General features: G+C 37.7%; 23 protein-coding genes, 1 other RNA gene and 1 riboswitch. Of the genes, 9 read left to right on the top strand and 15 right to left on the bottom strand.

The window, feature by feature from the left end; translation table 11 throughout:
• Positions 1 to 510: 510 nt before the first annotated feature.
• From ssrS to CIL05_RS21840, 3 genes are all read right to left on the bottom strand, one after another.
• Positions 511 to 698, bottom strand: a non-coding RNA gene (gene ssrS / locus CIL05_RS10250) — 6S RNA.
• 65 nt (positions 699 to 763) lie between these two features.
• A complete protein-coding gene (locus CIL05_RS10245) occupies positions 764 to 1,021 on the bottom strand; it encodes a sporulation protein (protein ID WP_439144833.1) in 258 nt (85 codons plus the stop codon).
• A 3-nt stretch (positions 1,022 to 1,024) separates the two neighbouring features.
• Positions 1,025 to 1,165: a small, acid-soluble spore protein L gene (locus CIL05_RS21840; RefSeq protein ID WP_100662729.1), complete on the bottom strand. Its 141-nt coding sequence runs from the start codon at positions 1,163 to 1,165 to the stop codon at positions 1,025 to 1,027.
• A gap of 158 nt (positions 1,166 to 1,323) precedes the next feature.
• On the opposite strand from CIL05_RS21840, the gene CIL05_RS10240 reads away from it, so the two are divergent.
• Positions 1,324 to 1,533, top strand: a complete 210-nt coding sequence (locus tag CIL05_RS10240; RefSeq protein ID WP_095655436.1) for a helix-turn-helix transcriptional regulator — start codon at positions 1,324 to 1,326, stop codon at positions 1,531 to 1,533.
• A complete protein-coding gene (locus CIL05_RS10235) occupies positions 1,530 to 1,955 on the top strand; it encodes a hypothetical protein (RefSeq protein WP_095655435.1) in 426 nt (141 codons plus the stop codon). The genes CIL05_RS10240 and CIL05_RS10235 overlap by 4 nt, the downstream gene beginning before the upstream one ends.
• A gap of 57 nt (positions 1,956 to 2,012) precedes the next feature.
• On the opposite strand, the gene CIL05_RS10230 is transcribed toward CIL05_RS10235, so the two are convergent.
• Positions 2,013 to 3,617: a fatty acyl-CoA synthetase gene (locus CIL05_RS10230; protein ID WP_206207770.1), complete on the bottom strand. Its 1,605-nt coding sequence runs from the start codon at positions 3,615 to 3,617 to the stop codon at positions 2,013 to 2,015.
• 135 nt (positions 3,618 to 3,752) lie between these two features.
• On the opposite strand from CIL05_RS10230, the gene CIL05_RS22210 reads away from it, so the two are divergent.
• Positions 3,753 to 3,926: a hypothetical protein gene (locus CIL05_RS22210; protein ID WP_165769098.1), complete on the top strand. Its 174-nt coding sequence runs from the start codon at positions 3,753 to 3,755 to the stop codon at positions 3,924 to 3,926.
• Positions 3,927 to 4,174: 248 nt separating this feature from the next.
• On the opposite strand, the gene CIL05_RS10225 is transcribed toward CIL05_RS22210, so the two are convergent.
• From CIL05_RS10225 to CIL05_RS10205, 5 genes are all read right to left on the bottom strand, one after another.
• Positions 4,175 to 4,645 (bottom strand): RDD family protein, encoded by a 471-nt coding sequence (locus CIL05_RS10225; protein WP_095655434.1) that lies wholly within the window; start codon positions 4,643 to 4,645, stop codon positions 4,175 to 4,177.
• Between the two features lie 12 nt (positions 4,646 to 4,657).
• Complete coding sequence (gene sppA, locus CIL05_RS10220) at positions 4,658 to 5,653, bottom strand: signal peptide peptidase SppA (RefSeq protein WP_095655433.1); 996 nt, start codon at positions 5,651 to 5,653, stop codon at positions 4,658 to 4,660.
• 162 nt (positions 5,654 to 5,815) lie between these two features.
• Positions 5,816 to 6,034: a YdbC family protein gene (locus CIL05_RS10215; RefSeq protein WP_095655432.1), complete on the bottom strand. Its 219-nt coding sequence runs from the start codon at positions 6,032 to 6,034 to the stop codon at positions 5,816 to 5,818.
• Positions 6,035 to 6,594: 560 nt separating this feature from the next.
• A complete protein-coding gene (locus tag CIL05_RS10210; RefSeq protein ID WP_095655431.1) occupies positions 6,595 to 7,206 on the bottom strand; it encodes a 3'-5' exonuclease in 612 nt (203 codons plus the stop codon).
• A gap of 191 nt (positions 7,207 to 7,397) precedes the next feature.
• Complete coding sequence (locus CIL05_RS10205) at positions 7,398 to 7,679, bottom strand: PepSY domain-containing protein (protein WP_095655430.1); 282 nt, start codon at positions 7,677 to 7,679, stop codon at positions 7,398 to 7,400.
• 193 nt (positions 7,680 to 7,872) lie between these two features.
• A riboswitch (SAM riboswitch) is annotated at positions 7,873 to 7,976 on the top strand.
• A 76-nt stretch (positions 7,977 to 8,052) separates the two neighbouring features.
• Here CIL05_RS10205 and CIL05_RS10200 point away from each other — a divergent pair.
• The 4 genes from CIL05_RS10200 (at position 8,053) to metC (ending at position 12,461) form a co-directional block, all read left to right on the top strand.
• Entirely contained in the window at positions 8,053 to 8,811 is a 759-nt protein-coding gene (locus tag CIL05_RS10200) for a cyclase family protein (protein WP_095655429.1), read from the top strand.
• Between the two features lie 50 nt (positions 8,812 to 8,861).
• A complete protein-coding gene (locus CIL05_RS10195; RefSeq protein ID WP_095655428.1) occupies positions 8,862 to 9,965 on the top strand; it encodes a 5-methyltetrahydropteroyltriglutamate--homocysteine S-methyltransferase in 1,104 nt (367 codons plus the stop codon).
• Positions 9,966 to 10,149: 184 nt separating this feature from the next.
• Positions 10,150 to 11,265, top strand: a complete 1,116-nt coding sequence (locus tag CIL05_RS10190) for a methionine biosynthesis PLP-dependent protein (protein ID WP_095655427.1) — start codon at positions 10,150 to 10,152, stop codon at positions 11,263 to 11,265.
• A gap of 2 nt (positions 11,266 to 11,267) precedes the next feature.
• Positions 11,268 to 12,461 (top strand): cystathionine beta-lyase, encoded by a 1,194-nt coding sequence (gene metC, locus CIL05_RS10185; RefSeq protein ID WP_095655426.1) that lies wholly within the window; start codon positions 11,268 to 11,270, stop codon positions 12,459 to 12,461.
• A 30-nt stretch (positions 12,462 to 12,491) separates the two neighbouring features.
• Here metC and CIL05_RS10180 read toward each other — a convergent pair whose 3' ends face one another.
• The 6 genes from CIL05_RS10180 to CIL05_RS10155 all read right to left on the bottom strand — a co-directional run bounded on the left by CIL05_RS10180 (position 12,492) and on the right by CIL05_RS10155 (position 18,468).
• Positions 12,492 to 13,205 (bottom strand): CBS domain-containing protein, encoded by a 714-nt coding sequence (locus CIL05_RS10180; protein WP_095655425.1) that lies wholly within the window; start codon positions 13,203 to 13,205, stop codon positions 12,492 to 12,494.
• Between the two features lie 106 nt (positions 13,206 to 13,311).
• Positions 13,312 to 14,370, bottom strand: coding sequence for a YkvI family membrane protein (locus CIL05_RS10175; RefSeq protein WP_095655424.1), 1,059 nt, complete (start codon positions 14,368 to 14,370; stop codon positions 13,312 to 13,314).
• Between the two features lie 86 nt (positions 14,371 to 14,456).
• Positions 14,457 to 15,566 (bottom strand): o-succinylbenzoate synthase, encoded by a 1,110-nt coding sequence (menC, locus tag CIL05_RS10170; RefSeq protein WP_095655541.1) that lies wholly within the window; start codon positions 15,564 to 15,566, stop codon positions 14,457 to 14,459.
• 105 nt (positions 15,567 to 15,671) lie between these two features.
• Positions 15,672 to 16,463 carry a GNAT family N-acetyltransferase gene (locus tag CIL05_RS10165; RefSeq protein WP_095655423.1) on the bottom strand — a complete coding sequence of 264 codons (792 nt, stop codon included), beginning with the start codon at positions 16,461 to 16,463 and terminating at the stop codon, positions 15,672 to 15,674.
• 13 nt (positions 16,464 to 16,476) lie between these two features.
• The gene (locus CIL05_RS10160) at positions 16,477 to 17,604 is read right to left on the bottom strand and encodes a M20 peptidase aminoacylase family protein (RefSeq protein WP_095655422.1); all 1,128 of its coding nucleotides are present in this window, start codon (positions 17,602 to 17,604) and stop codon (positions 16,477 to 16,479) included.
• A gap of 18 nt (positions 17,605 to 17,622) precedes the next feature.
• Entirely contained in the window at positions 17,623 to 18,468 is an 846-nt protein-coding gene (locus CIL05_RS10155) for a MurR/RpiR family transcriptional regulator (protein ID WP_095655421.1), read from the bottom strand.
• Positions 18,469 to 18,683: 215 nt separating this feature from the next.
• Between CIL05_RS10155 and CIL05_RS10150 the strand changes: the two genes are divergently transcribed.
• Together CIL05_RS10150 and CIL05_RS10145 are read left to right on the top strand one after the other, a co-directional pair.
• Complete coding sequence (locus CIL05_RS10150; RefSeq protein WP_095655420.1) at positions 18,684 to 19,100, top strand: YflT domain-containing protein; 417 nt, start codon at positions 18,684 to 18,686, stop codon at positions 19,098 to 19,100.
• A 234-nt stretch (positions 19,101 to 19,334) separates the two neighbouring features.
• Positions 19,335 to 20,099, top strand: a complete 765-nt coding sequence (locus CIL05_RS10145; RefSeq protein WP_095655419.1) for an NRDE family protein — start codon at positions 19,335 to 19,337, stop codon at positions 20,097 to 20,099.
• Positions 20,100 to 20,148: the final 49 nt, after the last annotated feature.

Raw genomic sequence — 20,148 nt, 5'->3', positions numbered from 1 at the left:
TGATAATATGTGCTAAATCTACCGCTACGGAAACACATTTCGCTTTCCGCGGGCGGCTGGTGAGCCTCCTCGTGCTACGCACTGCGGGGTCTCACCTATGCCTTTCCTCCCGCAGGAGTCTTCAATGTGTTTCCTCCGCTGGGATGGTGCTTTCACCTTCAAAAGATGATTTAACATTAGATTACATCAAACTATTAAGATAATCCTTACTAGCGTAGGCAGAATACGAAGACTCCTACGGGAACAGCACGTGTCCGAAGACCCCGCAGAGTGGTTTTCTCGAGGAGGCTGAGGCCGTGCCCGTGGAAAGCGAAGTATTCTGCCGAAGCGAGTTTTAGCTCTCAATCATCATTAGAATAAAAGAAATCGTCATGTTAGATAATTTTCACTACGTCGCAGTTTCTATCTATTGTGAAGATTAAAAGTAGCAAGACTTACGATAAAAACCACTTATAAAAAACGAAAAAGACCAGCTTCAATTAAGAAACTGGTCCCGATTATTTGTATAAGTTACAGGCCACAATTGCCGTATTATATAATAAAAAGTTTTAAACCACCACTTCTCCAAGTGGGTGTTTGCAGAAACCCTCCTGCCTTCCGTTACTCTACGACGGCTCGACATTTTAGTTCCGATGTAAAACTCCCTATTCATCTGTTAGAGGTTAAAACTTAATTGAATACGTACATCGTAGCTTGTATTTATATAGTATACCTTTTACGACAAAATTTCAATGGGAATTTTATCCTAACTTTTAATTTGGCCTCACAATAAGAGCTCGTACACTTCAGTTAGTTCTTTTACCCTGTTATCATGCTGAACACTTTTAGCATAATTGAGCTCCTGCTCCAACACACCATTCAAATACGCCATCTCTTCTTCATCCAAATCTTTTACAAACTCACCTTCACCTGTATAGCTGTTTATTTCAATCTTTTTAACAATTTGCTCACACATTTCATTTTCCATATAATTTGATAGTGGCTCACGCAAATAATCTAATGTATGATCGATCTCATTCACCTACTAAATCTTTGTATTTTTCTTTTTGGATCGCTGCTCAAGCTGTGACTTTGGTTGCTGATCTGCCACATCTTCAGACAGCCCCTGGGGATTTGTACTTGAATTCACTTTTCGTTTACTCCAATTATCATTCTTTTTCGCCACTGGAAACACCTCCAGTAGATAGTGTTTCAATATTTTTTTATTCTATGCTATTTGTTTTTTGTACAAACAAAACAAAAATGTAAATAGTTCTTTACATTTAAATTTAAATATGCTATAAAATATGTAAAGATATATTTACATTTGAGGTGGCAAAATAAATGCCGGTAAAAAATAATATAAAAAAAATAAGAAAAGAACGTGGAATTAAACAATTAAAGATGGCTGAAGACTTACAGGTAACACGGCAAACGTTTACCGCTATTGAAAATAATAAATATAACCCAAGTCTTGAGCTTGCATTGAAAATTGTAAATTATTTTAATGTGCCAATAGATGAAGTTTTTATTTTAGAGGAGGTAAAGCGATGAAAGAGGAAAAGTTTGAAAAGTGGATGCCATTTATTGAGAGGTGGGTGCCACTTTGTATGGGATTATTTGTAACTGCGGGTGCTGCAGTAGTTGCAACATATGCGATTTATATTTTCCAGGATGAATTTATTTGGGATTTCATTATTGCTGCAGCTATTGTAATAGTTGCCTATACCACATACTATCTATTAAAACTTAAACGAAAGAAAGACTACACACCCGAATTTGATGAACGAACAATGAAAAATGTATTTAAGTTTTTTGCTGGTGTATCATTTGTATTTATTTTTCTCTTTTTCATTTTTTTAGGTGGAGTAACATTACTCGGATATCATACTGTCTCCCTCCTACATCTATGGATATTTGCTTTACTTTATTTCTTTATCTCAGGTATTGGGTTATTTATTGTAAAAAGACGTTAAGTTAAAACAGAAAATTAGGAACGCTGCCCCGAAAGTCGAAAGCAGCGTTCTCTCCATCTATTTCTCACTAAGTTCTTCATAACGAACCCGTAATGACCGCTTCAGCACTTTCCCACTTGGGTTCTTTGGAAGCTCATCAGTAATTTCTACATATTTGGGAACCTTAAATTTCGACAGCTTTTCTTTACAAAATTCGATAACCTTCTCTTCAGTTAAAGTCATGCCTTCTTTCGGAACAACAATTGCCGTAATAGCTTCGATCCAGTATGCATCGGGAATACTAATTACTGCCACCTCAGATACACCGTCCAATTGATAAATCATCTCCTCAACTTCCCTGCTCGAAACATTCACACCACCAGTGTTAATCATATCTTTTTTACGATCAATAATAGTGACATAGCCTTCCTTATCCATCACTCCAAGATCACCACTATGGAACCAGCCACCTCGAAAAGCTTCGGCAGTTTTTTCCGGATCATGTAAATATCCCTTCATCGCATGTGGTGTGCGATGGACAATCTCACCAATTTCTCCCCGGTTAACCTCATTATCGTTATCGTCGAAAATTTTTGTTTGCACATTCAATGTTGCCACCCCTGCCGATCCAAGTTTACGTAATTGATCCTCAGGTTGAAGTGCTGTTGCAAGTGGAGCCACCTCTGTTTGTCCATAGAAATTCCAGAACTTCGCATTAGGCAAACGCTTAGCTAGTTCTTTTAAAATTTCCCGTGGCATAATTGCTGCTCCATAGTAGCATTTTTCCAGTGTAGATAAATCACGTTTATCAAAGTCAGGATGGCGAAGCAAAGCAATCCAAACAGTTGGTGGACAAAACAACTGTGTTGCACCCTCTTCCTCGATTGTTTTCAAAATCACCTCAGGACTTGCTGCCCCTAAGATAATCCCACTTGATCCCACATAAACACTAGGTCCTAAAAATACATGCAACTGTGCACTATGATAAAGTGGCAATGCGTGAATTGCTACATCTTCTGCAGCCATTTTTCCATCTACAATACTGCTTACATATTCACTTATAATACTTTTATGTGATAGCATAACCCCTTTTGGCCGAGACTCTGTTCCACTCGTATACAGAACATGTGCAAGATCATCATCAGCAATCTCTGCATCAACAAAGTCTGTTGGTTGCGCAACCCTCGCTTTCGACAATGCTGTCCATGAGGTAAGTTCCCCGTCATACGTGGTGGGAACATCCATCAAATAACGATACTTAATTTCCAACCTTCCAGCAGATTGATCGAGCACTGGCGCGTATTCCTCAGAAGCAATAAATCCACTGACCTCAGCATGTTCCAAAATATATTGAACATCCTCAATTGACAGCATATAGTTAATCGGTATCATCACTGCCCCGATCCGAGCCAAAGCAAAATTAGCAATAACAAAATCCAGACTGTTCTTTGACATCACCGTAATCATGTCACCTTTTTTCATCCCATCCGCTAAAAATAAATGTGCAGTTTGGTTAACCATGTCATCAAGTTCAGCATAATTTAAACGCTGTTCCTGATATGCAAACGCAAACTTTTCCGGCATACGATCTCTAGTTCTCGCCAATAGATCTCCAAGTGTATTCCGTCTCGCACGTTCCAATATTCTTTCAAGTCCGTCATGTACATTTGTTTCGGTGTTCATATGATCCCACTCCTCAAATGAAATTTATGTTGACCGCCATGTTGAATATTCTTTGTTTTATTTTAATTCAGATAAAAAATTAAAGCAATAATATGTTATGATTTAGTAACAAAAATAAACAGGGGGGGATATTTTATGAATAATGAATATTTCGTTGGGTGGGGAACGCTTGCTTTAATTAATGCAGGCTTAGCACAAGGAAAAAACAGAACCGGACTTAACTGGTTTTTTCTGTCATTATTCATTGGACCTATCGCAACTATTATTTTATTATTTGTGGAAAAAAGACCTTATGAAGGTGATGAATAGCATATTATAATTCATTATAGTCATGAAAAAAACCAGCAACCTGAGCTGGTTTTCATCCTATTAATTAGTTGTTAACCCATAATTTCCCCTTGTAGTAAACTCACTTGTTCAGTTATCTTTAACTTTGGTATAACATCAATTACTTTTTTCGCAGTTCACTATTTCCACTTGCATCGTAAATAGATTTACTTATAGTATCTTCACATAAATGTCAAAAAATGCCTTATAAGAGCATTTTTTGTTAAGCCTTACCTTTCCAGTACAACCCTGGTATTGCCAATCATGTCATGTACCCCCTGTTTTTCCCTGCTGAAAGCCACAACAGCATAAAGTAATACTGCGAAGAAAAACACACGATGGAGAAACCTTCCAACAACTTCTCTAAACAGAAGATCACTCCATTTTAGGGGGCCATCATCTTCACGTATTACACGCAACCCAAAAATCATTTTTCCTAATGTCTGGCCAAAGTACTTTGTCATCAGTAAAAAGTAAACATAGAATACGATAGCTCCTATGACACCGGTTAATGTCCAGAATCCAATTTCAATTCCCGCTCCATCATTAAGAAACTTTAATGGACTAAGCAGGAGGCCGTTAATGCTGAAAATAATAATTAAATCAGCCAAGTAAGCCCAAAAACGCATCCAAAAGCCGGCATATCTTTTGTCGTCAGTTGTCACATTGGCTGTATTATATAGAACCTGTTCCTCACTCATAACGTCCCCTCCTTATTCCGAGTATAAGTACATCGCACGCGGTGCATTGGATTCCCTTAACAAATCCTTTATTCCAATTAAATCAGACTCTGTCCGCAGCAGGCTTTGAACAGTTCCACCTAAAAATTGATTGATGCCAAAGTTATTTTCATATTCAATTACAGTTGCATTCTTGAGATCATAATCTTCCTTCATCATAGCGATGGTATCGTCCATGGATCCCAATTCATCAACCAGTTCCAATTCCTGTGCCTGTGATCCGGTATAAACCCGGCCATCCCCAATCTCTCTCACTCGCTCTTCTGACATCTCGCGGCCATCAACAATTACCTGGACGAAATCAGCATATAAATCATCGATCATTGTCTGCAAAATTTCACGTTCTTCATCTGTCATTGGACGTGAGGATGACATAATATCCTTAAATTCGCCACTTTTAATTGTGTTAAAATCAATTCCATGCTCATCAGCAAATTCTGCAAAATTAAAGCTTTCCATGATTACACCGATTGAGCCAGTCAGTGTTGCCGGGTGTGCAACAATTTTATCTGCAGGTGCAGCTATGTAATAACCACCGGATGCTGCCGTATTTCCCATGGAAACATAGACAGGTTTCTCATATTCTTCCTGTATCCCGACAATTTTATCGTGGATCTCTGCACTTTCGACAACACCTCCACCAGGTGTATTCACACGTATTATAATTCCTTCAATAGTGCGATCTTCTCCAGCTTCATCAAGCATTTCCAAAAATCGCTTATGATTATATGCATTTGCGTTTATAATAGAATTTGCAGACGCATCCTGGATAATGCCGTTCAGATGAATGACAGCAATCTTATCATTGCCTCTCCCATCCTCAATTACTTTTTCATCGAACTTCTTATTATCAAAATTAAACAGCTTATCGAAATCAGCAGTTGCTACACTTGTTACCGTTTGGAATCCAATTGAGACTACAAATAAAGCAACTGCAATAATAAGAGCTATCCACCGTTTACTGTTCATATGTATATCCTCCCTACTTTTCGTTAGTTAAAATAATACACCATTTAATTAGTGTTCTCTATTTTGTGGATTGTATAATATGTATATTGAAGGTTTTCTTTTAGTTTTATTCATCCTTTCAATCAAAATAGGTCACCACTACAGGCGACCCAAAAATAATACCTACTCCATATTCTCCAATACTTCTTTCAACTGCTTTAACTCTTCTTCCGTCAATGTTACTCCTTTTCCCATTTTTTCTTTATCAGGCGCCCAGTCCCGCAAATCATACTTCGGTTCACGGCCATTCCAGCTGATCAAGTTCAACTCTTTTGTCCAGCCCTTTGGCGATTCAGAAACTACACCAATTGTTTTTATAATGTCATATTTTAATTCTGCCATTTTAGCCACTCCTTCTTTTTTAGTCTTTATTTGAAAACTTTATTGCTTTTTTAACCGTCGCAATTGATATAGAATGCGAAGTAACTTTTAATGAAAATATGTGCTAAATCTACCGCTCCAGAAACACACTACGCTTTCCGCGGGCGGCTGATGAGCCTCCTCGAGCTGTCGCTCTCCGGGGTCTCATCTAGGCCTCTGCTCCCGCAGGAGTCTACGTGTGTTTCCTCCGCTAAAATTCCGGTTACTGCCAATGAACTGTATTTGTAATTAAAGAAAACATCGAACCACCTAACCAGTTCGGGTGAAGGGCGGTGACTCCTCGAAAATATAAAACAATTTTCTTCGTGCGATGTAACGCTGTCGAAGCTTTACTTGTCCTGCAGGAATAGCACGTGTCCGAAGACCTCGCAGAATGGGTTTCTCGAGTTGGCTAAGGCCGTGCCCTATGGATGCGCATCCGCCCGGAGTGATCCCGAATGGAAATTATAGCAAAAAGTAATTACGTCGTCTTTTACATCAACTACAGGTCAGACAAGAATCTATTTGAAAAACAGCCTTTTTTAAAAATAGATTCTTTTGCTTTTATGGGTCCGTTTCGATTTCGGCGGAACATAACCCCTTTCATAAATTCTTCCCTTAGACATATTGCATGATTCCAGAAGGATGTCCAAATTATTTGCATGTTTTTCTTCGAGCGCCTTCATGAAAACTTTTGCAGCAACCCTCGCATCCTCCAGTGCATGGTGATGCTCAAATGTAATCCCGAGACTTGCGGCAAGTGTATTTAGCTTATGATTTATCAGATCCGGCCATACTCTTTTTGAAATATTTGCTGTACAAAGATAATCCATTTTCGGATACGAAAGCTTAAAATAATCAAGTGTCTGTCTGATCACACTCATATCGAAGCTGGCGTTATGTGCCACTACTAGATTATTAGATAGATATTTATCCAGTGTTGGCCATAGCTCAGCAAATGTCGGAGCATTGTTAACATCACCAGCTGTAATTCCATGAATATATGTATTAAATGATTTAAATTCCATCAGTGGATTGATTAGACTGTAATATTCTTCGATAATTTCATTCTCATTCGCAACAACCACACCAATCGCACATGGGCTAAAGCGCTTTTCATTAGCAGTTTCAAAATCTATGGATACGAAATTCATAGTATAGAATCTCCTTTTATATACATTACTTTTCTACTAATAATATATCATTCCAGCTCTCTAATTATAAAGTAAAAGCTCTGTATATCGAAAATAAACAAGTTTATTGAACAATTTACTATTGTTTTTGCAGCATTCAAAAAACCTCCTTTTGGAAAAATCTAATCCAAAGGGAGGCTGCAAATATTTTGTTATATTCTATCCTGCTCGATTTCTACGATAGTTCCTGTATTTATATCTACAGATACTTCAAATAATGCGCCCTGTGCTGTTACAATATCCACCTCGTACACCTGTATTCCATTTTCTGTATCCAGCTCTATTTTCACCACTTGACCCGGGACTTGCTCAAGCGCAATATGCATTGCCTCTTCTATTGTTATTCTGCGATATGCATTGTGAAAATGATTAGGCCCTCCCTGATGCTGCCAATGATTTTGCCTGTATGCGTTCGGATGATGCCAGTTATTCATTAAAATCCAATCCTCCCATAAGCGTTGTAATCTCACTTATTATCATATTCTCTTGTCTGATTTGGGTGATTTGTACCCATCGAAATAGGTAATCGCCTATTTAAACTGTTGCTTATAAAAAAATGAAATTCTTGTTGACAATCGATAATAATAGGTGTAATGTAATGTTTAACAATTAACTGAATATCCAAATTTCTTATCCAGAGAGGTGGAGGGACTGGCCCTTTGAAACCTCGGCAACAGACTTATGTAAAGTACTGTGCCAATTCCAGAAGCGTAATGCTTTGTAGATAAGAAGAGAAAATAGCCATGGTGCATAACCCTCTTCTTATTTATTGAAGAGGGTTTTTTAATATTAAAATGAGGTGATCCAATGTCAAATGAGTTACTTGAAACATCCAATGAATTACTCAAAAGCATTAATCTATTAAAGCAAAAGGAATGGGTCGATTTAACACATGCTTTCGGTCCTGATTCCCCGCACTTTTCAGCATTTGACTCAGCTGAATTTAATACGCTTTTCAATCATGATGATGGATTTTTTGCACAGAGCTTTAAATTTGCAGGTCAATATGGAACACATATCGATGCTCCAATCCATTTTGTTCGTGACACAAGATACTTAGCGGAATTGGGTCTGAAAGAATTGGTATTGCCGCTTGTTGTAATTAATAAATCAAAGGAAGCTGCTGAAAATAATGACTTTACCTTATCAATTGAGGATATTTTAAAATTTGAAACAGAACATGGAGAAATTGAAGAAGGCACTTTCGTAGCATTACGTACAGACTGGGGGAAAAGATGGCCTGATAGCGAAGCCTTCAACAACAAAGATGAAGCTGGAAACTATCGGCTGCCGGGCTGGGGACTCGAAGCTTTGAAGTTTTTATTTGAAGAACGAAAGATCAAAGCAATTGGGCATGAAACATATGATACAGATTCTGCAATTGATTTTCAAAAAAACGGAGCACTTTTAGGAGAATATTATGTACTCGATCAGGATACATACCAGGTTGAGCTTTTAACAAATCTGGATAAATTACCAGCTAAAGGTGCAGTAATATTAAATATCGTTCCAAAACCGGATAAGGCATCAGGATTTCCAGTAAGATCATTCGCAATTTTACCTTAAGCCATGATTAATTTATTAAAAATAACTATAAATGAAAAGGGGAATTTATTATGACAATTACATTAACCAAAGCACCATTCAGAGCAGACCACGTTGGGAGCCTGCTGCGCCCGGACAATTTACACCAAGCCAGAAAAGATTTCAAAGAAGGTACAATTTCCCAGATACAATTACGCGAAGTTGAGACAAAGGAAATTAAGCGAATTGTAAATAAACAAATAGAAGTTGGATTACAGGCAGTGACAGATGGTGAATTTAGACGACGGTTTTGGCACACAGATTTTCTCGAACATTTAAATGGTTTAGAAGGATATGTCCCTGAAACAGGATATATCTTTGATGGGATAGAAACTGAAAAATACAACGTTAGAAATACAGGTAAAATTTCATTCAATCCTGATCACCCTTTTGTAAAAGATTTTATAGAATTTAAAGATATTGTTGGCGATCGTGCCATTCCAAAACAAACCATTCCAAGCCCGAATCAATTATTTGAAAAAGGCATTCACAACAGTGAAATCTATTCTGATATTGAAGAATACGCAGATGACATCATTAAAGCATATCAGGATGCATTGCAAGCATTTTACGATGCAGGCGTGCGTTATCTACAGTTGGATGATGTTTATATTGCCGGGCTTTCCTCTGATAATTTTCAATTGGTTGAGGACGGATATTCAAGGGAGCAATTAATCGAATTAGCTTTGCGTATCATTAATGAGGTTTTGGAAAATAAGCCTGAAGATTTAGTTGTGACAACACATCTATGTCGTGGAAACTATCAATCTACCTGGGCATTTGAAGGAAGCTATGCACAAATTGCACCAACACTATTAGCAAAGGAAAAAGTAGATGGATTTTTCTTAGAATATGATGATGATCGTTCTGGCAGCTTCGAACCATTGAAACATATTCCAAAAGACGGACCTCAAGTCGTATTAGGAGTTTTCACATCAAAAAACGGAGAACTGGAAGACAAAGAAGCTATCAAAGCACGTATTAAAGATGCTTCGCAGTATGTTGCCCTTGAGCAGTTATGCATCAGCCCACAATGCGGATTTGCGTCAACACATCATGGTAATAAGCTGACAGAAGAACAGCAATGGGAAAAATTGAAATATATAGTTGATGTGGCGAAGGAGATTTGGGAATAACATGAAGTAAAAAACCTTCATTCAGCGGGAGGCCTACTCCCTATTAATTTGCGATGAAACAGGGCTCTTCTTATGGAGGGTCCTTTCATTTACAGAAAAAAATAGTAGGCTCTGATTAGCTGACAACCTAGGAAGCCATGTCTAGCTTCAGCGCCCCCCTTTTTTTTAACAAGGAGATGAAATAATGACAGACAGAAGTATTGAAACGAAATTGGTTCAACTTGGCAACAGAAATGATAAAGCAACAGGGGCTGTCAATCCACCTATCTATTTATCAACAGCCTATCAGCATCAAGGCCTTGGCCAATCAACAGGATTTGATTACAGCCGAACGAAAAATCCAACAAGAACAATAGTGGAAGACGGAATTGCTGAACTGGAAAATGGTGATAGCGGATTTGCCTGCAGTTCAGGCATGGCGGCGATTCAACTAGTTCTTTCTTTGTTTCGATCAGGGGATACCTTGATTGTTCCTAAAGATATTTATGGTGGCACCTATCGCCTGCTTCAGTATTACGCAGATACATATGATATTCATACAACATACACCGACTTTAAAAATAGTCAGCAAATCGAACAGTTAATTACTAATAATACGAAGGCAGTATTTCTCGAGACGCCAACAAATCCTTTAATGCAGGAAATTGACATTGCTCAGATAGCAGACATCACCAAGAAGCATAATCTTTTGCTGATTGTTGATAATACGTTTCTGACTCCTTATCTACAGCGGCCTCTGGATTTAGGTGCAGACATTGTTATTCACAGTGCCACAAAATATATCGGTGGACATAATGATGTATTGGCTGGTTTAGTGGTTGCTAAACGAAATGAAATTTGTGAAAAGTTATCCATCTTTCATAATGCATCAGGTGCTGTCCTTTCTCCTTTTGATTCCTGGCTTTTAATAAGGGGCCTAAAAACACTATCACTACGAATGGATCGACATGAAGAAAACGCAAAAAAAATTATTTCTTATTTAATGAATGAACCACTAGTGAGTAAAGTATTTTATCCAGGGAAAGGTGGCATGCTCTCCTTTAAATTGCAAGAAAGTCAGTGGGTAGATCCCTTTTTACAAAACTTGCAGGTTATTACATTTGCGGAAAGCCTTGGTGGAGTCGAAAGCTTTATTACTTATCCAGCGACCCAAACACATGCTGAAATTCCACTAGAGGAAAGAATGGATCGAGGAATTGATAACAGACTATTACGTTTTTCAGTTGGCATTGAGAAAGCAGAAGATTTGATCCAGGACTTAAAACAGGTATTTTCAATTTTAGGAAAGGTGGAAATTTAAACATGACTGATTACAAAGATAAACTAGAAACAAAACTCATCCATTCATCAGCAGGCAGTGAAAATGCAATAAAATCAGGTGCAGTAAATGTACCAATTTATTTGTCATCTACATTTCATCAGGAAAGCTTTGATAGCTTTGGTCCATTTGATTACAGCCGATCAGGCAACCCAACAAGGCAAGCATTGGAACAAAATATTGCAGAATTAGAAGGTGGAGAACAGGGATTGGCATTTGCATCCGGAATGGCAGCAATTTCTTCCGCTTTTATGCTTCTTTCTGCTGGTGACCATGTATTGGTTACCGAAGATGTTTACGGGGGAACCTATCGTTTTGTTACAGATGTTTTGAAAAAATATAATATTGAACACACATTTGTTAACATGTCAGATTTAGAGAAATTAGCCAATGCAATTCAGCCAAATACAAAGGTTATTTATATCGAAACTCCGTCCAATCCATGTTTAAACATCACGGATATGGAGGGGATTATCAAGATAGCTAAAGCAAATGATTGTTTAACGTTTGTTGATAATACTTTTATGACACCACTCTACCAAAACCCACTTGAGCTGGGAGCAGATATCGTTCTCCACAGTGCAACCAAATTTTTATCAGGTCATAGTGATATTATCGCAGGTTTGGCTGTAACCAGAACGAAAGAACTTGGTGAAAAGCTTGCCTTTATTCAAAACTCATTTGGTTCGATCTTAGGTGCACAGGATGCCTATCTATTAATCCAGGGATTCAAAACATTAAGTGCACGATTGGAGCAGTCTTCCAATTCAACGCTAAGCATAGCTGATTATTTATATGAACATCCGTCGATTGAAGAAGTTTATTATCCTGGCTTAACCTCCCACCCTGGCCACTACATTCATAACAGGCAGTCCACTGGTAATGGTGCGGTTCTATCTTTTCGCTTACCTAGTAAAGCAGCAGCTAAAGCCTTTGTTGAAAATATTCGCATTCCGGTATTTGCAGTAAGCTTGGGAGCGGTTGAATCCATTCTCTCCTATCCAGCTACTATGTCACATGCGGCAATGCCAAGGGATGAAAGGGAAAAAAGAGGGATTACAGATGGATTGTTGCGTCTATCCGTCGGACTTGAACATATAGAGGATTTAATCAAGGATATAGATCAAGCCTTGGAAGTTGCAGTAAAGCAAGTAGATGCAGAACCTGTTATATCCTAAAGTGCCATAGTGAACATGTTCTACTGTTCACTATGGTATATCCAAAATGTCCCAAGCCGTAATGATACCTAATAGTTTCTCAGAAGGATTACCATTTTTCGTTATGAGCAATGCCTCCAAACGTTTTCCTTTTCCAATATGCCACCTGAAAATTTCTACTGCTTCATATACTGGTGTACTGCTGCTTATAAATTTATAATTATCCCCTTCCTCGAGTGGCAGCACATTTACAAGTAAGGTTTCCACTGGAATAGAATAACTATTTTCAACATTCATCGCTATCCAATTTGTAATTCCTTTTTGGGTGATCAACCCTTTAAATTCAGTCCCATTATATATTGGAAATTTTGATAAAGACTTTCCATGAATAACCTTCAACATATTAAATAAAGAGTCATTCTCCTGAAATGTGTAAACACTGCAGGAAAATGTTGGAACTACTTTTTTGGGACGAGCGAGTTCATTTTCAATTTTAGTAATCCTGGCCACGACTGAATCATGGGGTTCAGCAATTACATAGGCCATATCGACTTTATTATGTACAATTGCATTCCTGAGCTCTGCAAACTCTAATAAATCATCACTATATTGCTTAACAATTGCGTTTGAACTGCGTAGAATTTTCACTGCTTTTGAAAAGCCTGCTTCTTTTTGTTTATACAATAAAGACTTTAATAGTTTTTCAATTCTATTAAAGGATGTTAGGAATTTCTCCGAGTTTTTGAATTTGACCGATTTCTCCATGATTGGAAAATCTCTCCCTTTAGGTTACATTAAGATTTAACTTAATAATATCATAGGTTCACATCAATAATAATGCGAACAGCATCACTGTTCGCATTAATAGGGACTATTTTGCTCTTTGTTCTTTCCTCATAGTAATCCAGGAAACAAAAATGGCGATAATTAAAGCCAACCCTAAGTATCCAGTAATAGGGTAAACCGTTCCAACCAAAGTCATAAAGCCAACGAAACTTGCTCCAAATGCAAGAAAGCCGATAACAATAACACTCCATTTAAACTTCCGTGTTTCTGGTTCTACCAATCGAGCTGTAAAAGCATATAGCATTCCAACAGTTGTATTAAAAACCATTCCGAGTAAAGCTATCGCCATTAATATTCCAACAATAGGAGATATTTCAGTAGCAAGCATTAGCATTGGCATGTCCGCACCAAGAATATGATCTGCATTCATTAATAATGCCAAATTAATTAATAATAACAATAAACCAAGCCCAATGCCCCCAATAATACCGCCACGACTGGCAACTTTCCTATCCTTAACAGTTCCGCCAATAACGGTTAGCATCGAAATACCTGCTGCTATATTATAAGATACATATAATATTCCACCTACAAGCCAGTTTGGTGCCGCAGAAGGCTGGTCAGAAGCGATAGCATTTAGCTCCTCCAAACTGGAATTACTTGTGACTATTGAATAACCCACGATAATAAAGATCAATATAAGCAAGAACGGTGTAATCATACTTATAATCGAAATTACATTTTTAACATTAAAGCATAGTGTGATAATTACCAGTAAGGTGAGGAGTATATTACCAATAAGGGGTGATATTCCAAACTGTTGTTCAAAAATAGCCCCACTCCCTGCGATCATAACAACCGCAACACCAAATAAGAAAAATGTGACTAAAATATCCACACCTGCTCCAAGGTATTTTCCACATATCTTATAAACTACTTCTTTATGTGATGTAGTTTGCAGCTTGGAGCCAATTTGCATCACCTGCATACCTAAGAAGGCAAATAAAAACATCGCCACAATCGTTCCCAAAATACTATACCAGCCAAAGCTAGTAAAAAATTGGAGTACCTCCTGTCCTGAAGCGAAACCCGCCCCTACAATCAGCCCAATGTATGCACCAGCGATTTGAAAACTCTTCCTCATTATATCTTCACCTCTTACCTATCTGAATGTTTCGAATTCTCTTGGTGAAAAGGAAGAGATTTTACCTCTCGCCTTTTAATCTTGCCCTAAAAATTAAACACTTTTTCATCTACAGTAAATTCTTCCAATGCTGATTCATCAATGTCATAACCAATCCCCGGCTTATCAGGAACTGTAATAACACCCTTATGAACAACCACTTCTGGTTTAATAATATCTTTTACCCAATACCTTGATGATCCTGCAGTATCACCAGGCAAAATAAACTGATCCAATGTTGTCAATGCTATGTTATGCGCTCTTCCTACACCAGCTTCCAGCATTCCACCACACCACACTGCAATATCGTGATCCTTACAGTAATCGTGTATTTTCTTGGCTTCTGTAAGTCCACCGACACGGCCGATTTTTATATTGATAATTTTACAGCTTCCCAATTGAATAGCTTTTCTTGTGTCTTCAAGAGAATGAATACTTTCATCTAAGCAAATTGGTGTTTTCATTACAGCTTGCAGCTTCGCATGATCGACAATATCATCATGTCCAAGCGGCTGCTCAATCATCGTAAGATTCAGGTCGTCCAGTTTCTGTAAATGTTCGATATCATCCAAGGTATAAGCAGAATTGGCATCTGCCATAATTGGCAAGTCCGGGTAATTCGCACGAACTTCACGTAAAACGTCAACATCCCAGCCTGGTTTAATTTTTATTTTCATCCGTTTATATCCTTCTTGAACAAAACCTTTTATCGTCTGAAGCAAATCTTCTATGGAAGGCTGAATTCCTATACTAATTCCAACATCAATTTCTTTCTTTTCACCGCCAAGAGCCTCTGCTAGTGTGATATTCTGCCGTTTTGCATACAGATCCCAAATAGCTCCTTCCAGTGCTGACTTAGCCATATTATGTCCTTTAATTGGCTGAAATAACTCGGAAATCTGATCCGGATGGGAAATTTCATTTTCCTTTAGGATTTTAATTAAAAAGTCTTCCATAATATGCAGATTTGTTTTAACTGTCTCTTCGCTATACCATGGGCTAATGAATGCGACAGATTCACCAAATCCGCTATTTCCTTCCCCATCTATTGCTTCTGTTATATAAAATTCCTTATCCTGCATGGTTCCAAAGCTAGTTGTAAAAGGATCCTTTAACCGCATTTGTAATTTTCTCAGTTTGATTTGTTTAATTGGAATCGTCAAACTAAAAACCTCCTATTTATTAATGAAATAATTACCTGAGTCTTTTCGTAAGTTGTTTTTTAATTCTCAAAGGTCCCAATCCTTTAAAAAACCGCCTAATTATTTTTTAAAAACATAATAGCTAACTTGTTTTGCATCATCACGAATGATATCTACAGCTTGGTATCCATCTGCAAATAGTCTTTGAAATACCTCTCTTGTATGCATTCTCCAGCTTTTCGCAAGCTTAAAGTTTTCCTTTTTTATCTGTTGAAAGTTATTTGGAATTGCCATGAACCAAGCATCATTTTTCGGTGTGTATGTTTCATGAAAAGTATTTGTAATCAGTGGATTTCCTTCTGATGTGGCTGTAAGCAATACTTTATCTTCATTAAAAGCCACTGTATTTGTTGCTTCACTTTTACTTATATTCCACATAATTTGAATCCGGTCTGTTGGTAAACCCTGGTTCAGTCCATCATCCATTGAGCCATAATGGTTTTCTTTATACTTTGCACCTTTTGCTCCAAGCTTGTGCAAATTAAGATTGGCATTTAAGCTTTCAAGTGGATCGTATGTCCATGTGATCATGTCATAACCCATTTCTTTTGCCAGTTCTGCTTGCTTCAGCTTCATCTGTACTCCCAGACCACCTTTTCGATAGTCAGCTAATACCCCTAGCATGTGAGAACACAAATACGCATTTCCCCCATCAAATCCAGCAAAGCTGTATAAAAATCCAATCATTTTGTCTCCATCATAAGCTCCTAAAATAATCCCGCCATTAACTGAAGCAGTAAATGTTTGATGGACTGGTGTTGGTGGCATATGCCAAACAGACTCCTCTACTTTCTGTACCTCAAGTAATTCCTCCATAGTTTTAATGGAGCGAATCGTTATGTTTTCCATCATCAGATTCCTTCTTTCATTGGTTTATCTTAGCTGTCTTATATAATGCTCGTGTGAGAATTTCTACCGCTTTAGGTATTACTTCATGATTGAATGCCATATTTGGATGATGTAATCCAGGCTCGAGGTCACAACCGATTGCTAGCATTGTTGCCTTTATATTTGGTCGCTTGATCGTATAAAAGTGAAAATCGTCCCCGCCTGTTGTTGTAATTACCGGCTCCAGATTTTCTTCTCCGACACTTTCTGATATTGCCTCACGCATTACATTGATTGCATCATCATCAAGAACTGCTGCAGCAACATTTGCACCTGTACTGGTAGTTATACTAACCTGATGCATATTGGCAAGCATTGCTACAATCTGCTCCACTTTTTCTGACAACAGATTCATCACTTCATTTGTTTGTGCTCGAACATCGATAGAGAAGGTCGCATTTCCAGGAATAATATTTGCACTTTTTCCTCCTGCATGAAAGGAAGTCATTTTGATAGAATGTGGAACCATTGGATTGATCTGAATATTATTCAAATGCTGCACGAGCTCTGCTCCAATTTGAATGGCATTCCCATTCAAGTGTGGACGCGCCCCATGTGCATCGTCACCTTGTATTTCCCCTTGTATAAATCTTGCAGCCCCATGTCCGATAGCAGGTGCAAACCGTCCATTTTTCAATTCTTCCATTGGTCGTAAATGCATCCCATATAAATAGTCCACATCATCAGCAACTCCGTTATCGACGAAAGCTAAAGCCCCTGTTCCTTTTTCTTCCGCAGGCTGAAAGATAAATTTAAACGTAGCATTCTCAGGTGATCCATTTTCAAGAATAGTCAGCAATGTACCAATGACAATAGTCATATGTGCATCATGGCCACAGGAATGGTTTGCCTGGAACCTTCCATTTACCTCCTGCCATAATGCATCAATGTCTGCGCGTATTGCAATGACCGGCTTACCTTTTCCGACTTCTATCGTAAGACCGGTTGTATTTTCAAATGGACTAATTTTACAATCCTTTTGTTTAAATAGCTCTTTAATATAGTTTGTTGTTTCTGTTTCTTCCCAGCTTATTTCTGGACTTTCATGCAAATGATTAAAAACCTTCTTTAAATAAGGGGTAAGTTTTTCAATAATGGACTTCATATCCAGACTCCTTTTCATTTAATTCGCAAATAAATCCTTTGCTTCTATTGAGTCAAAAAGTGCTGCACGTTTTTGAAACTTTTCCTGATTTTTTAAAGATATACTCGAAACAATACTATTCGTTAATGATAAAACTGCAGGTGCCCCGTCCAATGTCGATTTTACATTTAGTTGGATTGGCAATATGAGTGATGAAAATTCAGTAATTGGTGAAACAGGTGAATCCGTGATTGCTATAACAAAAGCACCTTGCTGTTTTGCAAGCTTCGCAATTTGAATGGTCTCAACTGCATAGCGATGAAACGAAAAAGCGATAAATACACTTTCATCCGTTAGTTCACTGATCCTGAGTAACACATCGTCAACATTTGAATGGTAAAGGCGGGTATTTCCAACAGCTAAATCTAGGGAAAATGCAAACCAACTTGCTAAAGCATGGGATGACCTAACTCCTGAGACAAGAACACGATCAGCTTCAGCTATTTTGGAAACAGCAGTCTCAAGACTTTCCTCTGAGATTTGTTTCATCGTTTTTTGGATGTTACCAATATCATTAACCATCAGATTTTTAATTGGATTATCTATATTTTCGTCCACTGATTTACCCTCAAGATATTCCGTTAAACTGCTATTAGAAAAAAGATTACGCTGAACATCTTCCTGCATAGCACTATATCCATTGTACCCCAGCTTTTTGCAAAAACGAATGACTGTCGTTTCACTGACTCCTACTTCCCTGCCAGCTTCTGTAGCGGAAAATACTGCAAAAATTTTAGGATCATTTAAAAAATGTGATGAAATTTTCTGTAAACTTTTGGAAAAATCAGCCTGCTGCTCATATATTTTTTGAAAAATATGTTCCATCACTATCCTCCTGGTTAATTTACTACCTATATAAAGCAAATCCTTTTTAAATTATAAAAATAAAGTTATTCCTTCTAAATTTAACTTATCATATTATATTCATTTTATCAATATTCAATTTTGAGAATTCTCATTAATTTACGTTGAGTTTTGTTTCAAAATAAACAGACCAGGGAATATAAATATAAGAAAATACTCATCGGGAGGAGATTAAAATGACCAGACAAATTTTTGGATCTTTTGATACAAAGGATGAGGCAATTAAGACAGTGGACGGACTGGAATTAAAGGGGTATAAAGCAAAAAACATCACCATTTTTGCAAATAATGATGATACAAATGACTTAGCACTACGCACAGACGTAAATGTTGAAAGCAGTATAGTAGAAACAGATTCTGACCCATCATTTGTGGATAAGGTGAAGAAGGTATTTACGAACGATGCGGGTTCTCATCCCTACTTACATGACAAACTAATACATTCAGGTATCTCAGACAAACAGGCTTCAAAATATGTGGATGAAATTGAATCAGGAAAAATTTTAGTCATAGCAGATGATGAAATGCGGATGGGGAATGATTCTGTCAGTGATGATGTAACGCTTGAAGTTGATACAATTAGACGTGATTAATAAGAAAAACGCCTATAAAAATAGGCGTTTTTTAACGAATTATTTGTGGCGAAGAATCATGTGGTTCACATGCACATGTACTGCCTCATTCTTCGTCTTACACAAATCAGCTCATCGCTTGGCTAGTATACCATTTATATGATGATCATGCTATAAAAACTTTTTACCCCGGCATTTTTTTTGATATCACCCCCACTTCACACGTATACTTATTTAAAAGGGGGTTCTACCACTATGTGTTTGATTAATTTTCAATTCCAGGAACATCCAAAATATAAATTAATTGTTGCAGCGAACCGGGATGAAGCTTATGACCGCCCAACTGCACCTGCTGCGTTTTGGGAAGATCATCCAAATATTCTGGCAGGACGTGATTTATCGCAAATGGGAACATGGCTTGGTATCACGAAGCATGGCCGATTTGCGGCACTAACGAATTATCGTGATCCAGAACATATGAAGTCAGGTGCTAATTCTCGTGGAGAGATTATTACAAACTATTTGGCAAATGATATATCCACCGAGGCTTTTCTTGATTCATTAAAACTGGGCAAAGATAACTATGTCGGCTTCAATCTCATTCTCGGAAGTCCTGACAGCTTATACTACTATAATAATATAGAGAATGAAGCCATTAAGATTACTTCAGGGACTCACGGGCTAAGCAACCACTTTCTGAATACCCCATGGCCAAAAGTAACAAAAGGAAAGAAAAGATTAAGGGAATATGTAGGGAGTCAGAAGAATATCGAGTCCAACGTTTTATTTGATATCCTTTCTGACGCTGAAGATGCCGAGGACGCCCATCTGCCACAAACAGGTGTTGGCTTGGATTTGGAACGAATACTGTCTCCCCTCTTTATCAAAACAACCAATTATGGCACCCGCTCTTCCACTGTATTAATTATCGACCATGATAACAATGTAACTTTTACTGAACGCACATATAATGAAGGAAAGTTTATAAACGAAAAACAGTTTTCATTTCGGTTGGAATAACGCTTTTCCATTTAAAAATTCCAACAAACAAGCCGATGTTGAAATTCGG

Origin of the sequence: Virgibacillus profundi (assembly GCF_002287375.1) — a bacterium.
In the GTDB taxonomy this organism is placed as follows: domain Bacteria; phylum Bacillota; class Bacilli; order Bacillales; family Amphibacillaceae; genus Virgibacillus_K; species Virgibacillus_K profundi.
Note: the sequence above shows the minus strand (reverse complement) of the source record. Positions and strands in the feature narration are given on the sequence as shown.